Source organism: Methylobacterium adhaesivum (assembly GCF_022179065.1).
GTDB classification, from domain to species: domain Bacteria; phylum Pseudomonadota; class Alphaproteobacteria; order Rhizobiales; family Beijerinckiaceae; genus Methylobacterium; species Methylobacterium adhaesivum.
Genome location: NZ_BPQD01000033.1, coordinates 12,895 through 29,446, shown reverse-complemented (window position 1 = coordinate 29,446; position 16,552 = coordinate 12,895). Strand labels below are relative to the sequence as shown.

The 16,552-nt window shown below is 68.8% G+C and carries 18 protein-coding genes and 3 tRNA genes; 4 read left to right on the top strand and 17 right to left on the bottom strand.

What is annotated here, in order from left to right; all coding sequences use genetic code 11:
* Positions 1 to 104 precede the first annotated feature (104 nt).
* From MFF01_RS18695 to MFF01_RS18680, 4 genes are all read right to left on the bottom strand, one after another.
* Positions 105 to 689: a PopZ family protein gene (locus MFF01_RS18695; protein WP_283207211.1), complete on the bottom strand. Its 585-nt coding sequence runs from the start codon at positions 687 to 689 to the stop codon at positions 105 to 107.
* A 185-nt stretch (positions 690 to 874) separates the two neighbouring features.
* The gene (locus tag MFF01_RS18690; RefSeq protein ID WP_238227676.1) at positions 875 to 2,269 is read right to left on the bottom strand and encodes a TolC family outer membrane protein; all 1,395 of its coding nucleotides are present in this window, start codon (positions 2,267 to 2,269) and stop codon (positions 875 to 877) included.
* A 206-nt stretch (positions 2,270 to 2,475) separates the two neighbouring features.
* Positions 2,476 to 3,135, bottom strand: a complete 660-nt coding sequence (locus MFF01_RS18685; protein WP_238227675.1) for a protein-L-isoaspartate O-methyltransferase family protein — start codon at positions 3,133 to 3,135, stop codon at positions 2,476 to 2,478.
* A gap of 206 nt (positions 3,136 to 3,341) precedes the next feature.
* Positions 3,342 to 3,415: transfer RNA gene (locus MFF01_RS18680), tRNA-Cys, on the bottom strand.
* Between the two features lie 248 nt (positions 3,416 to 3,663).
* Here MFF01_RS18680 and MFF01_RS18675 point away from each other — a divergent pair.
* Positions 3,664 to 3,739, top strand: a tRNA-Asn gene (locus MFF01_RS18675).
* 163 nt (positions 3,740 to 3,902) lie between these two features.
* A tRNA-Asn gene (locus MFF01_RS18670) sits at positions 3,903 to 3,978 on the top strand.
* A gap of 341 nt (positions 3,979 to 4,319) precedes the next feature.
* On the opposite strand, the gene MFF01_RS18665 is transcribed toward MFF01_RS18670, so the two are convergent.
* The 11 genes from MFF01_RS18665 to MFF01_RS18615 all read right to left on the bottom strand — a co-directional run bounded on the left by MFF01_RS18665 (position 4,320) and on the right by MFF01_RS18615 (position 12,480).
* Positions 4,320 to 4,523 (bottom strand): hypothetical protein, encoded by a 204-nt coding sequence (locus MFF01_RS18665; RefSeq protein WP_238227674.1) that lies wholly within the window; start codon positions 4,521 to 4,523, stop codon positions 4,320 to 4,322.
* 266 nt (positions 4,524 to 4,789) lie between these two features.
* Entirely contained in the window at positions 4,790 to 5,002 is a 213-nt protein-coding gene (locus MFF01_RS18660; RefSeq protein WP_238227673.1) for a hypothetical protein, read from the bottom strand.
* Positions 5,003 to 5,051: 49 nt separating this feature from the next.
* A complete protein-coding gene (locus MFF01_RS18655) occupies positions 5,052 to 6,176 on the bottom strand; it encodes a branched-chain amino acid ABC transporter substrate-binding protein (protein WP_238227672.1) in 1,125 nt (374 codons plus the stop codon).
* Positions 6,177 to 6,247: 71 nt separating this feature from the next.
* Positions 6,248 to 6,607 (bottom strand): DUF6867 family protein, encoded by a 360-nt coding sequence (locus tag MFF01_RS18650; protein ID WP_238227670.1) that lies wholly within the window; start codon positions 6,605 to 6,607, stop codon positions 6,248 to 6,250.
* Positions 6,607 to 7,389, bottom strand: a complete 783-nt coding sequence (locus MFF01_RS18645; protein ID WP_238227667.1) for an ABC transporter ATP-binding protein — start codon at positions 7,387 to 7,389, stop codon at positions 6,607 to 6,609. The genes MFF01_RS18650 and MFF01_RS18645 overlap by 1 nt, the downstream gene beginning before the upstream one ends.
* Positions 7,386 to 8,246 (bottom strand): ABC transporter ATP-binding protein, encoded by an 861-nt coding sequence (locus tag MFF01_RS18640; RefSeq protein ID WP_238227700.1) that lies wholly within the window; start codon positions 8,244 to 8,246, stop codon positions 7,386 to 7,388. The genes MFF01_RS18645 and MFF01_RS18640 overlap by 4 nt, the downstream gene beginning before the upstream one ends.
* Positions 8,247 to 8,302: 56 nt before the next feature.
* Positions 8,303 to 9,679 (bottom strand): high-affinity branched-chain amino acid ABC transporter permease LivM, encoded by a 1,377-nt coding sequence (gene livM / locus MFF01_RS18635; protein ID WP_373319811.1) that lies wholly within the window; start codon positions 9,677 to 9,679, stop codon positions 8,303 to 8,305.
* 1 nt (position 9,680) lies between these two features.
* Entirely contained in the window at positions 9,681 to 10,598 is a 918-nt protein-coding gene (locus tag MFF01_RS18630) for a branched-chain amino acid ABC transporter permease (protein WP_238227665.1), read from the bottom strand.
* 209 nt (positions 10,599 to 10,807) lie between these two features.
* Positions 10,808 to 11,221, bottom strand: coding sequence for a lanmodulin LanM (gene lanM / locus MFF01_RS18625; RefSeq protein WP_238227663.1), 414 nt, complete (start codon positions 11,219 to 11,221; stop codon positions 10,808 to 10,810).
* A gap of 169 nt (positions 11,222 to 11,390) precedes the next feature.
* Complete coding sequence (locus MFF01_RS18620; RefSeq protein WP_238227662.1) at positions 11,391 to 11,747, bottom strand: hypothetical protein; 357 nt, start codon at positions 11,745 to 11,747, stop codon at positions 11,391 to 11,393.
* Between the two features lie 85 nt (positions 11,748 to 11,832).
* A complete protein-coding gene (locus MFF01_RS18615; protein WP_373319810.1) occupies positions 11,833 to 12,480 on the bottom strand; it encodes a DNA-binding protein in 648 nt (215 codons plus the stop codon).
* Between the two features lie 152 nt (positions 12,481 to 12,632).
* Here MFF01_RS18615 and MFF01_RS18610 point away from each other — a divergent pair, with 152 nt between their 5' ends.
* Both MFF01_RS18610 and MFF01_RS18605 read left to right on the top strand, forming a co-directional pair.
* Positions 12,633 to 13,301, top strand: a complete 669-nt coding sequence (locus MFF01_RS18610) for a response regulator (RefSeq protein WP_238227661.1) — start codon at positions 12,633 to 12,635, stop codon at positions 13,299 to 13,301.
* On the top strand, positions 13,298 to 14,734 hold the full coding sequence (locus MFF01_RS18605) for a sensor histidine kinase (protein ID WP_238227660.1): 1,437 nt from the start codon (positions 13,298 to 13,300) through the stop codon (positions 14,732 to 14,734). The genes MFF01_RS18610 and MFF01_RS18605 overlap by 4 nt, the downstream gene beginning before the upstream one ends.
* A gap of 125 nt (positions 14,735 to 14,859) precedes the next feature.
* Here the strand turns inward: MFF01_RS18605 and MFF01_RS18600 are convergent, their stop codons facing one another.
* Both MFF01_RS18600 and MFF01_RS18595 read right to left on the bottom strand, forming a co-directional pair.
* Positions 14,860 to 15,936, bottom strand: a complete 1,077-nt coding sequence (locus MFF01_RS18600) for a 2'-deoxycytidine 5'-triphosphate deaminase (protein ID WP_238227659.1) — start codon at positions 15,934 to 15,936, stop codon at positions 14,860 to 14,862.
* 103 nt (positions 15,937 to 16,039) lie between these two features.
* Entirely contained in the window at positions 16,040 to 16,423 is a 384-nt protein-coding gene (locus MFF01_RS18595; protein WP_238227658.1) for a hypothetical protein, read from the bottom strand.
* Positions 16,424 to 16,552 lie beyond the last annotated feature (129 nt).

Genomic DNA, 16,552 nt, shown 5'->3' with positions numbered 1-16,552 from the left:
ACCGGATGTTTCGTGAGGCACGTTCAGCGGGTTGGCCCGCTTTCAACCCGTCGGGCCCACCGCGTCAACACGAAGCGGCGAATCGTCCGTCCCCTTTCGCGCCTTTAGCGACCGCGTGAGACCCGCTCGATCTCGGCCCGTACGAGGCGCTCGACGAGGGAGGGAAGCTGCTCGTCGAGCCAGCCCTTCAGCATCGGCCGGAGCATGTCCTGCACGAGATCCTCGAGGGTGCGGGCATTGTTCGACAGCACCGTGCTGGCGAGCATGTTGAAGGCCTGGCCCACGCTGGCATCGGTCACGGACGAGGTCAGGCGTGCAGCGGGCTCCGGCGCGACGAAGGTCGCTGCCGCCGCCGCAACACGCGGTGGTTCCGGAACGACCACGGGCTCCGGCTCGGGCTCCGGCTCGTCGTCCTCGAACGCGATCGCGTCAAAATCGAGGGTTTCGTTGGTGAAGCCGATCTCGGGCTCCGCGACGGGGGCAAGCGCAGGTTTGCGCACGGATTGGGCTACCTCAGCAAGATCGAGAATATCATCGTTTTCTGCGGGCGGGAGCGTGGCATGCACCGGCTCGGCGACCTCGGTCTTCGTGCTCTGATCGTCGGCGATAATGCGACGGATCGAAGCAAGAATCTCCTCCATGGAGGGATCCGGAGCTTTGTCCGGCATCTTGGGGCTTGCTGCACTCATCCGAAAGACGCTCGGTTGTAAGGAGACGGAAAGTAGCTCGTCATCAAGGTAAAGAACCCCGATGCAGGCCAGTATTTCACGCTCCCATTCCGACACAAGGGCCCAGTGAAGCGGGGGGCGGGAAAAGCGCCGCTTTCACGATTGCCCCGCGCCGTGTGGCCGGAGAGTGACCCTCCGGCTCCGGCCTAACGGCCGTCCGGCGTGCGCACGCCGAACCAGAGATCCTTGACCTGGTCGAAATGTTCCTTGGGGCTGTAGGCCGTCACGGGCAGCGCGGTGAAGCGCACGGTGAGGCGGCCGACGGTCTGCACCACGCCGTAGGAGTTCACGACACGGTCACGCTGGGCCAGGATGAGGTTGACGCGGGAGTTCAGGAGCTCCTGCTGTGCGTTCAGCACGTCGAGGGTGGTGCGCTGGCCGACGCGCGCTTCCTCGCGCACGCCGTTGAGGGCGACCTCGTTGGCCTGCACCTGGGCCTGCGAGGCGATGACCTGCGCCTTCGAGGCTTCGAGCCGGCCCCAAGCGGTGACGATGGCCGAGCGGATCTGGTCGCGCACGTCCTCGACCTCGATGCGGCGTTGGCCCGCGAGCTCCTTGGCCTGACGGATCTGCGAGTAGGTCAGGCCGCCTTCGTAGAGGGGCACGGAGATGCGGCCGACGATCTGGGCGTTGAGGCTGCGGTCGCCGGGGAACGTCGTGTCGAAGCGCTGCTGGACCGTGCCCGAGATGCCCGCCGTGGGGTAGAGCTGGCCTTCCAGAACCTTGACGCTGGCCTCGGCCACGTCGACCGCATGCATCGCCGCCAGGATCTGGGGATGCTCCTTCAGGCCGATCGTCACCGCCGCGTCGAGGCTGGGCGGGACGAAGCGGTCGAGGGGGCGGCCGGGGGCGAGCTGGCGCGGCTCGACGCCGATGAAACGGCGATAGGTCCCGATGCTGGCGCGCAGGGTCGCCTCGGCGCCGCTCACGTCGGAGCGGGCGCCGGCGAGGCGCGCCTCGGCCTGGGCGACGTCGGTGCGGGTGACCTCGCCGACGTTGAAGCGGTCGCGGGTCTGGCGCAGCTGCTCTTCCAGCACCTCGACGTTGTTGCGGCGCAACTCGAGGTTCGCCGTGTCGCTGAGCACGAACATATAGGCCTGCGCCGCGCTGAACAGGGTGTTCATCTCGACGGCGCGCAGGGTCTCTCGCGTGCTGAGCACGTTCGATTCCGCCCGGCGGGTCTGGTTGTCCGTCTGAAAGCCGTTGAACAGGGTCTGGTTGACGGTGAGCGATGCACCGCCCGGCCGGGTCACGTTGTCGATGGGAAAGCCCTGGATGGTTCCCTCGGTCCGCGCGACGCCGATATCGGCGGACCCGCTCACCGTCGGGCGATAGCCGGACTTGGCCTGAGCCACGTTCTCATCGACGCCGCGAAGGGCGGCACGGTTCGAGTTCAGGGTCGGGTTCGCCGCGTAAGCGCGAGACAGGGCGCTCTCGAGCGTCTCGGCCCTGGCCTGATGCGCGACGGCCAGCGTCAAGGCGACGATGCCGATGCATCGAAGCCCATGGCGCGTCGCTGGTTTCCGTTCTGTCACGTTCATCAGCCCTTGCGGTTTTACGATGAACCGGTCGGCCGCTGTCTCGCGGCGCTGCGCACGTGCGCAATCCGGGTTGCCCGCCCGACGGTGAGTTTAGCTGAACTCGGCTTGACGGGCACCGGGGTGGAGGCGGCCGGGGGTCGAATGAAAAAAGGTGCCGCATAAAAGCGACACCCGACTGTCGTTAACTTATGTTTGCGGCTTGCTTTTCAGAAGGCGAAGCCGCCCTCCGTCGCGAAGGCGCCGAGGGCCGGAAGTGTCGCGTCGAACAGCGGGCGTGCGCCGAAAGCGTCGCCGGTTCGAACGAACAGGGTCGCCTTGGCGGCTCGGGCCGGGCCGAGAACGCACACGAGGCGACCGCCTTCCTTGAGTTGTTCGAGGAGGGTCTGGGGACGCATCTCGACACGGCCGTTGACGAGGATCCCGTCATAGGGCGCCTGCGCCGGGGCGCCGGCCTCGAGGGGGGCTTCGACAACCGCGATATTCGAGAGGCCTGCCAGACGTTCGCGGGCGCCGGCCGCCAGGACCGCGGACGATTCCGTGGCGACGACCTCGGCCCCGAGCTGTCGCAGGATGGCGGTCGCGTAGCCGTAGCCGGTGCCGACATCGAGAACCTTGTCTCCCGCATGGAGGTCCAAGGCCTGAATCATCCGGGCGAGGAGCATCGGGGCCGGCATGGCACGGCGGTCGCCGCCGCCGCCGTCGAGGCTCAGGGTCTGGTCGATATAGGCGAAATCCTCACGCCCGGGCGGCACGAACCGCTCGCGGGCCACGTCCTCGAACGCGTCGAGGACGGCGATGCTGTTCACGTCGAAGGTCCGCAGCTGACAATCGACCATGAGGCGGCGCGCCTGCGCGTAATCGAGCATGGATGCGGTCTCTTCCTTCGACGGCGTGTTCCCGCGTTCCGCGCGGCGCTTCCCTGTCGGAGGCCGTTCGGCGACGCTTGAAGTCGGCGGTTTGTCGGGGATGGGCGCCGAAAACGCAAGGTTGCCGGAGCCAGGGCGCACGCAACACCGACCCCGGGCAAGAATATCGGGGACAGCGGCGACAGCCTGGGGAAAGGGGAAGAATTTGGAGGCCTCGCCCGGAATCGAACCGGGGTGCAAGGATTTGCAGTCCTCTGCGTAACCACTCCGCCACGAGGCCTTCCCGCTCTACCCCGAACGAGCGGGGCGGCGACCCCGACCGGGCGGTCCGTCCGGGGTGAGGGGTCTCTAGCAGAGGCTTGGGCCGATCGGCAACGGTGTTTTGCCGGCCAAAGCGTGTGAAGTTGCCGGGCCGCACAGGCCTGACGGTTTCAGCCCCCGCTTGCGGGGAAATGCGACGGATTTGTCAAACGCAGGCCCCGGGGGCCTTGCGTCCACGATCGGCCCTGTGTAGAGACCCGATCGCGGTCCCCGATAGCTCAGTTGGTAGAGCAAGCGACTGTTAATCGCTTTGTCGCAGGTTCGAGTCCTGCTCGGGGAGCCAATTCTTCCTTCGATCTTGTGCGGTGCTTCATAGCATTGGTCGAGATCGTGGTTCTACGGAACCGCGTTGTTGTCCTGGATGATCAAGGCATCGGCTTTTCATTCAGGCGATCAGGTCGCTCTCTTGCATGGCCGCGCTGGCCTGTGTAGAGATCCGGCGGTGATCCCCGATAGCTCAGTTGGTAGAGCAAGCGACTGTTAATCGCTTTGTCGCAGGTTCGAGTCCTGCTCGGGGAGCCAATCTCCTGGTCTTTTTCGCAGGTTGCCCCAGGCCGATCCTCGGGATGTTGCGGCCGATCTCCGGCACGTCTGCCGAGTCCGCGGACCAGCGTCCGCCGCCCTGCCCTCGCGCGATCCAACCTTGTACCGGCTTGTTCGAAGCACGCTTCCGAGCCGGATCTGCGCATCTCTGTCCCGCCTCGCCAGATCAGCTCCGGGCGCCCGGTTCGGGCTTTGCGCATCGTCGCGCGGGCCTTCGGGATGAGGGGCGGATTGCCCCATCCAGGCAACCGCCATGAAAAACGCCGCAGGCCCTGGGGACCTGCGGCGCTGATAGGGTTCGGACCGATGGAACGATCCGCTTAGCGGTCTCCGGCTCCGGAGAGCAGCTTCTCGATCTGCTCCATGCCGTTGCCGTAGGCTTTCGCCTCGGTCGGCAGGCTGCGGTCGGAACGCTGTACCAGCTTGCCGTTCTTGCGAATGGCCCACTGGTAAGGCGCGCCCTCCGCCTTCGGCGGCACGATTTCGAGAGTGTAGGGATGGGTGTTGACGGTTGTTTCGCTCATTCGAGCACCATGCCACGTGCTGGCGTCGGTTGCCAGACATCGAAGCCCTCAAGAAATCGATAAACCGGTCTCCGGTGCATTTTCTCGGGCCGAGACTGGCGTTCCAGCCGCCGTGATCGCGGCCGAAACGGGATTTCAGCGCCAAACCTCGCGGCAATCGACCCTCGCGCGACCACCATTTCTTGCGGGATCAGCTCCGGTACGTCCGTCATACGGGGCTGTGGCTGGATCATCCCCTCCCCGCTTCGATGGGAGCGCGGAACGGATCAGTCCGGCTGAACCGGCGGGTCTAGGCGTTCATCCAAGGGCGACGCGGCCAGGGCCCGTTCCCGCCAGGCGTCACGCTCGGCGAGCGCCTGGGCCAGGGCGGCTTCGGCCTTGTCGGCGCGCGTCGCCTGCAGCTTGGCCACGGCCTGCGCACGCTCGCGCGCCCGGGTCTCGGCCGCCATCTGGACCTTGAGGTCCCTCGGCGTTCCCATGATGCCTCCTGTGGTGGCGCCGGCCCGCGGGACCGGCGCCGTACCCGTCCTACTGGGTGACTTCGTTGCCGGCGTAGTTGATGGCGCCGTCGGCCCCCTTTTTCCAGACGTACATGACGTAGTCCGGCCGGGTGATGTCGCCCTTCTTGTCGTAGGAGATGTCGCCGATCACCGTGTCGAAGGGCTTGCCCTGGTGGAGGACGGCGGCGACCTTCTGGCCGTCGGACGATTTGGCCGCCTCCATGGCTTGTTTCAGGATCTGGACGGCGGCGTAGGAATAGAGGGTGTAGCCCTCCGGGTCGAAGTTGATGGCCTTGAACGCGTCCACCGTGGCCTTGGATTTGGGGTTCTTGCGGGCGTCGGGGGAGAAGGTCATCAGGGTGCCGTCGGAGCCGGGACCGGCCACCTGCGCGAACTCTCGGTCGGCGATGCCGTCGCCTCCCATGAGCGGGGCGTTGAGGCCCTGGTCGCGCATCTGGCGGATCAGCAGGCCGGCCTCCGTGTAGACGCCGCCGAAATAGACCACGTCGACGCCCGCCTGCTTCAGCTTCGACACGAGGGAGGAAAAATCCTTCTCGCCCGGATTGATGCCCTCGAAGATCGTGCTGGTGCCGCCCTTGGCTTTCAGCGCCTTCAGGGTCTCGTCGGCGAGCCCGCGACCGTAAGGCGTCTTGTCGTGCACGAAGGCGATCTTCTTGCCCTTGAACTTGTCGGCGAGGTAGGCGCCCGCCACGCCGCCCTGCTGGTCGTCACGGCCGCAGGTGCGGAAGGTGTTCCAGTTGCCGCGCTCGGTGTACTTGATCGCCGTCGAGGCGGGGCTGATCTCGACGATGCCGGCTTCCTGCAGGACGTCGGACACCGGGATCGAGACGCCGGAGTTGAAGGCGCCGACTACGGCCTTCACGCCCTCCGAGGCGAACTTGTTGGCGACCGAGACGCCCTGCTTCGGGTCGGAGGCGTCGTCGCCCACCGTCATCACGAGCTTCTCGCCGTTGACGCCGCCGGCCTTGTTGATGTCGGCGATGGCCTGTTGCGCGCCGGTCTTGATCTGTGCGCCGAAGGCGGCGTTCGGCCCGGTGACGGGGACCACGACGCCGATCTTGATCTCGGCCCGGGCGGCCGTGGCCGCAAGCATCAGGCCCAGGGCGACGCCGGTCGACAACAGTGACTTCATGCTCGTTTCCCCTCTCGAAGCGTCGTGCCGCCCGGATCCCCGTGACGGCAGGATCGCGTAAAACGTGAACGTTACGGCGCCGCCGCCCGGTCGCGCCAGCTCAGCGGGCCGGTGCGCTCGTAGAGCCAGGCGTATTGCCGGGTCATCTGGCCGGCGCGGGTGAAGCGATAGGCAAGGGCGCCGACCGCGAGGACGAACAGGGCATCGACGGCATAGGCCGGCCCGGACAGGAGCGTCCCCTCGAAGAGGGCATAGTGCAGGAACCGCGTCACGCCCGCGATGAGCAGGAGGGCAAGCGCGCAGTGCCAGAGCGGGCGCCAGCCCCGTGCGAGGCCGCTGCCGGTCATCCAGGCGGCCGAGCCACCCATCGCCACGGTGACGAGGAGGAAGATCCCGATCGTGGCGCCATCCAGCACGAAGGAGTCGGGCATCAGTGCTGTCCCCCTTCGAGGTACGCGGCCTTCACCTGGGGATCGTCGAGGAGCGCCTGTCCGGTACCGCTCATGGTGACGGCGCCCGTGACCATGACGTAGCCGCGATGCGCGAGCTTGAGGGCGTGGTAGGCGTTCTGCTCGACGATGAACACGGTGAGACCCTCCGTGCGGTTCAACTCGCGCACCGTCGAGAAGATCTGCTTCACCACCAGGGGCGCGAGGCCGAGCGACGGCTCGTCGAGCATGAGCAGGCGCGGCCGGCTCATGAGGGCGCGAGCGATGGCGAGCATCTGCTGCTCGCCGCCCGACATGGTGCCGCCGCGCTGGTCGATGCGCTCCTTGAGCCGAGGGAACAGAACGCACATCCGCTCGAGATCCTCGGCGAAGTGTTTACCGCCGTTGACGGCCGCGCCCATCTGCAGGTTCTCGCGCACCGTCATCCGCGAGAAGATGCGCCGGCCCTCCGGCGACTGGGCGAGGTTGAGGCGGGCGATCTCATGGGTCGGCAGCCGCGTGATGTCCTGGCCCGCGAAGGTGATGGTGCCCTCGCGCGCCTGGGGCTGGCCGAAGATGGTCATCATCAGGGTGGATTTGCCGGCGCCGTTGGCGCCGATGAGGGCGACGATCTCACCCTCGTTGACGTCGATGTCGACGGCCTTCAGGGCCCGGATGCTGCCGTAATAGGCCGAGACGCCGCGTACGCTGAGCAATGGCTTGTCCGCCTCCGCCATCCGGGCCCGGGTCTCGTCCACGAGGACGTTGATGCCGGCGACGCTCATGCCTGAGCTCCGGTCAGGCCGACTTCGGCTTCGACGTCGGCGACCTCCTCGTCGTCGACGCCGAGATAGGCGGCGATGACGCGGGTGTCGTTGCGGATCTCGTCCGGCGTGCCATCGGCGATCTTGATGCCGTAATCGAGCACGACGATCCGGTCGGAGATCTGCATCACCACGGACATGTCGTGCTCGATGAGCAGCACCGAGGTGCCGAACTCGTCGCGGATGAGCCGCAGGAGGGTGTTGAGGTCGGCCGATTCGCGCGGGTTGAGGCCGGCGGCCGGCTCGTCGAGACAGAGCAGCACCGGGTCGGTGCACATGGCGCGGGCGATCTCCAGGCGGCGCTGGTCGCCGTAGGGCAGGTCGCCCGCCGGCTCGTCGGCCCGGTGGGTGAGGCCGATGCGCTCGATCCAGGCGGCGGCCTTGGCGATGGCCTCACCTTGCGCTCGGCGGTAGCCGGGAAGTCCGAGGATGCCCGCGAGGCTGAAGGCCGAGGCCTGCATCAGGGGCTTGTGCATGGCGACGAGCAGGTTCTCCAGCACGGTCATCTGCGGGAACAGGCGGATGTTCTGGAAGGTGCGGGCGACGCGGGCCAGCCGGTTGACGTCGTGTCCGGGCAGGCGCTCGAGCAGGTAGGTCTCGCCGCCCTGTTGGCGGAGTCGGATCATCCCCTCCGTCGGCTTGTAGAAGCCCGTGATGCAGTTGAAGACCGTGGTCTTGCCCGCGCCGTTGGGGCCGATGAGGGCGGTGATGTCGCCGCGCCCGACCTTGAACGACACGTCGCCCACGGCGGTGAGGCCGCCGAAGCGCATGGTCAGGTGATCAACCACGAGGATCGGGTCGGCCGGGCCGCCGGGCATGGCGGCGGGAGGCTCGTCCCGCAGGGTGGCGAGGCGGGTGATGCCGGACGCCTGCGTCATCGGGCGCGCGCTCCCAGGCGAACGGACGGGGTGCGCTCGGAGATGAGCCCGCGCGGGCGCCAGACCATCATGGCCACCATGGCGAGGCCGAACAGGAGCAGGCGGTACTCGTTGGGGTCGAAGCCTTCGCCGAACACGGCCTTGAGGAAGCCGAGGTTGCGCAGCAATTCCGGCGCGCCCACCATGGCGATGGCCGCCACCGCGACGCCGAGCTGGCTGCCCATGCCGCCGAGCACCACGATGGCGAGGATGATGGCGCTCTCGAGGAAGTTGAAGCTCTCGGGGCTAACGAACCCCTGCCGCACGGCGAAGAACGAGCCGGCGAAGCCCGCGAACATGGCGCCGAGGGCGAAGGCCGTGAGCTTCGTCATGGTGGTGTCGATTCCGAGCGACCGGCAGGCGATCTCGTCCTCGCGCAGGGCCTCCCAGGCGCGGCCGAGCGGCAGGCGGCGCATGCGGAGCGTCACGAGGTTGGTGATCAGCGCGAGCACGAGGATGAGATAGTAGAGGAAGACCACCCGGTGCATCGGGTTGAACGTCAGGCCGAAGGTGCTGGCGAACCCGCCCTCCCCGGCCGTGAACGGAATTCCGAAGAAGCTCGCCCGCGGGATCGACGAGAGGCCGGCGGAGCCGCCCGAGAAATCGACCCAGTTGATGAGCACGAGCCTGATGATCTCCCCGAAGGCGAGGGTCACGATGGCGAGGTAGTCGCCACGCAGGCGCAGCACCGGAAAGCCGAGCAGCACCCCGAAGGCCGCCGCGAACAGACCGGCGAGCGGCAGGCAGATCCAGAACGACAGGCCGAACACCGTCGACAGCAGGGCGTACGAATAGGCGCCCACCGCGTAGAAGGCGACGTAGCCGAGGTCGAGCAGCCCGGCGAGGCCCACCACGATGTTGAGGCCCCAGCCGAGCATCACGTAGGTGAGGATGAGGATGCCGAGGTCGATCCAGTAGCGGCCCTCCGACAGGCTGCCCGAGCCGAAGGCCGCGAGCAGCGGCAGGGTGAGGGCGATGCCGAGGGTGAGCGGACCGATGATCCGGCCGGGGCGCGCGAGCCGGGCGGGGGCTTTGGAGTCGGCCTCCGCCAGGGTGCGGATGTCGCGACGGCGCGAGACCTCGCCGAGCACGAGGCGCTGGGCCAAGCGCAGGACGAACACGGCGGCACACAAGCCCGCGACGAGGCCCCAGCGGCCGGTGAGTTCGAGGCCGGTGCCCTGTCCGAGATCCGTGCGGTAGGCCACCACCGGAATGGCGAGGCCGAGGGTCACCAGGGCGAAGAGGGCCGCATCCTTGACCATTTCGGGCAACGCGGAGGTGCGTCGCGCGGCCACGGTCGGGGCCACCCGGCCGATCGTCGAACCTTGAGCCACGCTAGACCTTCTCCACTTCGGGGCGTCCGAGGATGCCGGACGGCTTGAAGATGAGCACCACGATCAGGATCAGGAACGCGGCGACATCCTTGTACTCGATGGAGAAATAGGCCGACCAGAACGTCTCGATGAGGCCGATGATGAGGCCGCCGAGCACGGCGCCCGGCAGGGAACCGATGCCGCCGAGCACGGCCGCCGTGAACGCCTTCACGCCGGGCACGAACCCGTCCGAGAACGAGACCACGCCGTAATACAGGAGATAGAGGGTGCCGGCGACGGCGGCCAGCGCCGCGCCGAGGACGAAGGTCAGCGAGATGGTGCGGTCGACGTTGATGCCGAGCAACGCGGCCATGCGCCGGTCCTGCTCGCAGGCGCGCTGGGCCCGGCCGAACGGCGTGCGCTGCACGAGGTACCAGAAGCCGGCGAGCAGCAGCGCCGTCGTCGTCATGATGATCGCCTGCTTGTAGGACAGGGTCACGGTGTATTGCTCGTTCTGGTAGAGGACGATCACGTCCCGCACCAGCGGCGGCACCGGCTTATTGCGCGCGCCCTGCACCACCTGCACGAAGTTCGACAGGAAGATCGAGACGCCGATGGCCGAGATCAGCGGCGCCAGCCGGAACGAGCCGCGCAGGGGCCGATAGGCCACCCGCTCGATGGCCCAGCCCCACAAGGCGGTGAGCACCATGGCGAGGATCAGCACGATGAGGAACACCAGGGCCACCGAGGTGAGCCCGAGCCATGTCGTGAGGATCAGGAAGAAGATCAGAGCGATGAAGGATGACAGCATGAACACGTCGCCATGGGCGAAGTTCACCATGCCGATGATCCCGAACACCATGGTGTAGCCCAGCGCGATCAGGCCGTAGATCGATCCGAGGGTCAGCCCGTTGATGAACTGCTGGGCGAAGAATTCCATGGGCGCCTTTTCCGGGGGCGGGCGTCGTCGTGCGATCGACCGTCGCCGAGCGGACGGTGCTCGCGAAGGTCATGCCACTTTGGCATGGTCCGAATGGAGGGCAACGGTCAATCCTCGTTGCCTGACCAGCCCGAACGGTCGAGGCCCCCTGAAACACGAACGGCCCGGCACGCCATGTGCCGGGCCGTCGGCGTCGTGATGCGAAAGTCCTACTTCAGGAGGGAGACCAGGGCCTTGCCGGCCGGGGTCTTCAGCTCCTTGGCGTCGAGGGTGCCGTCGTTGTCCGGATCGGCCGCCTTGAAGCGGGCTTCCACGAGCGCGAGGTACTCGTTCTTGTCGAGGGTGCCGTCGTTGTCCGGATCGGCGGCCTTCAGGGCGGCCTTGCTGACGCGGCCCTTGAGTTCCTTCGTGGTGAGCGTGCCGTCGTTGTCCGCTTCGAGCTTGTCGAAGCGCGCGCTGGCGACGGCCTGGGCTTCCTTGAGGTCGATGGTGCCATCGTTGTCGGTGTCGACCATCGAGATCACCTTGCTCGCGCCCGACTCCTTGGCCGACGCGGGCAGCGTCAGGGGGAGGGCGAGCACGACGGCGCCGACGGCAAAGGACAGGCGGGACAGTTTGGACATGGACAGACCTCTCTCAGGCAATGGCCGTTGCCACTTCGTCATAAGCGGACGGTGAGCCTGCTATTTCATCCTGCAGCGCAACAATTCAACCCCCGGTTCGGGATTGCCTGCACGGTTGCCTGCGCCCCGAGCGGAACGACGCCGGACGCCGCCCCGCTCGGGGATTCGATCAGTCGCGGGACTTCTGAGCCGGCGGCGGGGGAGCCGGCAGCGCCGCGAGCTTGTCGAGGAGCTGGAGGGCAATGTCGGCGCAGGCCCGCATGGGCTCGTCGGCAGCGCATTTCACGTCGAGGGCGGTGTCGCCCCGCTCCAGGCGAAAGTGAGCGGCCTTCGGCGGCGGCGGAGCGTCGGGACCACCGCGCGGACCGCGCGGGCCGCCATGGGGACCACCGGGCGGCGGCGGGGGCGGAGGCGCGCCGGCCTCCGGTCCGGGCCGCGGGCCGGCGGGCGGCGGCGCGGGCTGGGCAACGGCGGCGGATGCGGCGAGGATCGCGGCTGCGCTCAACAAGGCGATGGTCTTGTTCATGGGAAGGCTCTCTCGATGAGGGTGCCCAGGGCCATCTCAAGGGGCATGGGCACCGGGGATAAGAACGCGAACCGGGTCCGGGGGTTCAGAACACGCGCTTCTCGCGGACCTGTCCGTCGAAACCGACATGGAGCTGGCGCTCGCGGCCATCCGCGCCGCGCGCCGCAACCTCGAGGTGACGCGGCCCCTGGCCCATGATGCGGATGTCGGAATAGCCGGCGGCCTCCACGAGGGCGGTGAGTTTCGGCACGTCGGCCTTGGCGCCGAGGCCGACCTTGTCCTTCGCCCAGTCGAGGGTGCCGGGGGGCGGGCCGCCGGCGGGTCCGACCACCACACGGGTGCCGTCGGCGCGGGTGATGACCATGGCGTGGAGGAAGCCGTTCTCGAACCGGCCCTGGACGGTGACGGCCTCGCCCGCCTTCACCAGGGTCCCGCCCTCGCCGCTTCGGCCCGTCTCCACCAGGGCCTTGCCGGAGCCGTCCTGGACGATGAACTTGTTGCCGTAGATCTCGGCGACCTCGCCCTTGGCGGCGATGGCGGCCGACGGCTTCAGGGCCGAGATCGCCACGGGGGCGACGGGCGTGAGCGTCGCGGCGTTGTTCTGGGCGAGCGACAGGCCGACCGCGCCGTAGGCGAGGGGGGCCGCGATGGCGCCGGCCACCCAGGTGCGGCGGCTCGAACGCTTGGTCGTCTTCGGAGTGAGGTCGGTGGCGGTGCCGTCGATGGTGTTCACGGTGTCGTGTCCTTCGTTTGGGGTTGCCCTCTCGGGTTGACGCCGTTCTAGGGGGCCGCCTCCAATCCGATCTGAACCGGGCGGTTCAGCCCCGGTTTATCCGCCGGGCGTAGCCCGCCTCTCCTGATCACCCCGATGGACCCCCGGCCCGCATGAAGATCCTGCTCGTGGAGGACGACGCGCTGCTGGCCGCCGAGATCGCCAAGGCATTGCGCGCCGAGAACTTCGCCCTCGACCACGCCGCGAACGGCGAGGACGGCCAGCATCTCGGCGAGACCGAGACCTACGACGCCGTGGTGCTCGACCTCGGCCTGCCCAAGCGCGACGGGATCGCGGTGCTGCAGGCCTGGCGGGCGGAAGGGCGGACTGTGCCGGTGCTCATCCTCACGGCCCGCGACGGCTGGAGCGACAAGGTGGCGGGGTTCAAGGCGGGCGCCGACGACTTCCTGGTCAAGCCGTTCCGGGTCGAGGAACTCGTGATCCGCCTGCGCGCCCTCGTGCGCCGCGCCACCGCCCACGGGGCGAACCGCGTCGTATGCGGCCCCCTCACGTACGATTCCGGATTGGGCACCTTTGAGCGGGACGGCCTGCCCCTCAAGCTCACGGGCCTTGAATGGCGGGTGCTGTCCTGCCTCATCCTGCGCAAGGACGGCGTGGTGCCCCGCGGCCAGCTCATCGAGCGCGTCTACGACGGTGACGCCGACGTCGATTCCAATTCCGTCGAGGTCATCATCACGCGCCTGCGCCGCAAGATCGCCCCGGCCCGCATCGAGGGCGTGCGCGGCCACGGCTACCGTCTGATGCCGGGCGAAGCGGTATGAGGGTGCCCACCCTGAAGACGTCGCGGGGCAAGCCCGAGCGCCCTGCCCCGCCCGGACACCGACCGCCCAAGCCCGAGGGACCGCCGGGGCCGTTCCATCCCGGCTCGCTCCAGCGCCGTCTGCTCGTCGCCGCCCTCGTCCTCATCACCGCCGCCCTCGTGGTGGCGGGCGTCGCCATCGGTCTCGTCCTGCACCGCTTCGTCCGGGGGCAGCTCGACAGCCGCCTCGACAGCCAGCTCGTCGCCCTCGCGGCCGGCCTCGAACGCGGTCCTGACGGATCCCTGCGGCTGTCGCGCAACCTCGACGGACCGCCCTTCGACCGCGACCGGGCCGGCTGGTACTGGCAGGTGCGCCAGGGCGGGCAGGTCCTGCGCTCGGGCGGCCTTGAGGGCCGCGACCTCGACGTGGCGGCGAGCCCCCCCGTTCGACGCGATGGGAATGAGCCGCGTCCGGCGGACGGCACCGGTCCCTGGGGCGAGAGCCTGATCCTGCGCGTTCTCACCCTGCCGGCCAGGAACGGCGAACCGCCGGCGGTCCTCGTCGCCTCGGCACCGTCCGCCGCCCTGCGCGGTCCCCTGCGCGAGGCCGGCGGCGCCCTGGTGCTCATTCTTGGCATCCTGGGCTTGAGTCTCGTGGCTGCGACCTTGGGGCAGGTGCGCCTCGGCCTCAGGCCCCTGGAGCGCCTGCGCCGGGACCTCGCGGCCGTCCGCGCCGGGGACCACGCCCGCGTGCCGGGCAAGCAGCCGGCGGAAATCCGGCCCCTGGTCGCGGAGGTCAACGCCCTCCTCGACCAGAACGCGGCCAATCTGGAGCGCGCGCGCACCCATGTGGCCAACCTCGCCCACGGTCTGAAGACGCCGCTGGCCACCCTGACGCTCGCCCTGTCCGACCGGGCCCGCGATCCCGACGGCACGCTGAAGGATCTCGTTGGGTCCATGGACCATCAGGTGCGCCACCACCTCCGCCGCGCCCGCGCGGGCGCCCTCGGGGGGGGCACCCGGACCCGCACCCCTCTCGCCGAACACGTCGCGGACCTGCGCACCACCTTCGCGCGGCTGTATTCCGGCAAAGGTCTCGTGATCGACGCCACCCTCCCGGCGGGGGCGGCGGTGGCCTGCGACGGCCAGGATGTCGACGAGATGCTCGGCAACCTTATCGACAATGCCTGCCAATGGTGCCGGGGCTATGTCCGCGTCAGCGCCGCCGCGTCGGAGGCCGGCCTCGTCGTCACCGTGGAGGATGACGGGCCGGGCCTCGCGCCAGAGGCCGCCGCCGAGGCCGTGCGGCCCGGCCGGCGCCTCGATGAGACCGTGCCGGGCAACGGCTTCGGCCTGTCGATCACCCAGGAGCTGGCCGAACTCTACGGCGGTGGTCTGTGCCTCGACCGTTCGGGCCTCGGCGGCCTGCGCGCCGCCCTTACGCTTCCCGTTTGAGGAAGGCCCATGAAACGGGATTCCAAAGGGATCATCCCTTTGGCGGGTGTCGGGCAGAGCCCGACAAGGACCCCAGGGCTCTGCCCTGGACTCGCGAGGGGCTTACCCTTCGAGACACAGTGTTTTCAGGCGAAGTGCTTCGACAGCTTCAGCCCCTGGGCCTGATAGTTCGAGCCAGCCCCCGCCCCGTAGAGGGTCGCCGGCACCTCGGCCATGCGCTCGTAGACGAGGCGGCCGACGATCTGGCCGTCCTCCAGCAGGAACGGCACATCGCGCGAGCGCACCTCCAGCACGGCGCGGGCCCCCGCCCCGCCGGACCCGGCAAAGCCGAAGCCCGGATCGAAGAAGCCGGCGTAATGCACCCGGAACTCGCCAACCAGGGGATCGAACGGCACCATCTCGGCGGCGTGGTCCGGGGGCACCTGCACGGATTCCTTCGAGGCCAGGATGTAGAACTGGCCCGGATCGAGGATGAGCGCCCCCGAGCCGTCGGCCGCCAGGGGCTCCCAGAACTCGGCGGTGCGGTGCGCGCCGGGCCTGTCGACATCGACGAGGCCGGTGTGGCGCTTGGCCCGGTAGCCGATGAGGCCGTCGAAGCCGGCGAGATCGATGGAGACGGCGATGCCGCCCTGGAACGACGGCTGGCTCGCATCGACCAGGGGCGTCTTCGCGTGAAGGGCCGCGAGCTCCGTGTCTGTCAGGCGCGGTTCGCCCCGGCGGAAGCGGATCTGCGACAGGCGTGAGCCCGTCCGCACCTTCACCGGGAAGGTGCGCGGCGAGATCTCGGCGTAGAGCGGGCCGTGATAGCCGGCCTCGACCTGATCGAAGGCCGTGCCCCGGTCGGTGATGACGCGGGTGAACACGTCGATCCGCCCCGTCGAGCTCTTCGGATTGGCGCTGGCCGCGAGATCGGCCGGCAGGGCGAGATGCTCCTGCAATTCGGCGATGTAGACGCATCCCGTCTCCAGCACCGCGCCCTGCGTCAGGTCCATCTCGTGCAGCACGAAGGCGTCGATGCAGGTCTGGACCGTGCGGGCGCCCGGCAGGAAGCTCGTACGGACCCGGAACACCCGGGCGCCGAGGCGCAGATCCAGGCTCGCCGGCTGGATCTGATCGGGCGCATAGGGGGTGTCGGGCCGGATCCCACCGGCCTGCGTCAGGGCGGCGATCTCCTGAGCCGCGAGAATTCCGTTTGTCTGCATCGCGTCCGGTCTCCTCGGGGCTTCGCCGCGCTCGACCGGGCGCCTCGTTCGAGAAGCATCGGCGGCATCCGTGCCAGTGTCGAGGGGACGGCCTAAGGCGGGGTTAAGCCTCCGGCTCCCGTGGGGTCGCGAGGACGATCCGGGCCAGGGCGAGGCGGGCGAGGGCACCCATGGCGACGAGCCCCGCGAGGGCGCTCGCCAGCACCGGAAAGCCCGCCGGCCAGGCGGCGAGCCCGAGACCGAACAGGATCGCGCCGACGCCAGCGCCCGGTCCGACGGCGAGCACCACCGACGGCATCCCCACCATGCGCAGGCCCTGGCCCGTGCGGCGCACGACCCGGCGTCCCATGAAGTGCGCGCCTGCGTCGAGCACGAGGGCGGCGGCGAGGGCGGCGGCGGCCCATCCGTTGGTGTCCGGTGCGTGCCACGCGAAGGCGCCCGCCAGCCCGGCCATGGCGAGGCCGGCGATCGGCCCCGGCGCGGGCATCCGGCTCCGCTTCGGCAATGGGGGAGAAAGACGCGAGAGGGTCTCGTCGACCACGCGGGCTGGTCCTCAACTCTGCGCGGGGAGCCCCGCAATCGCCGCGATTGACGCGGTTTTCGCCGGGCCGTACCA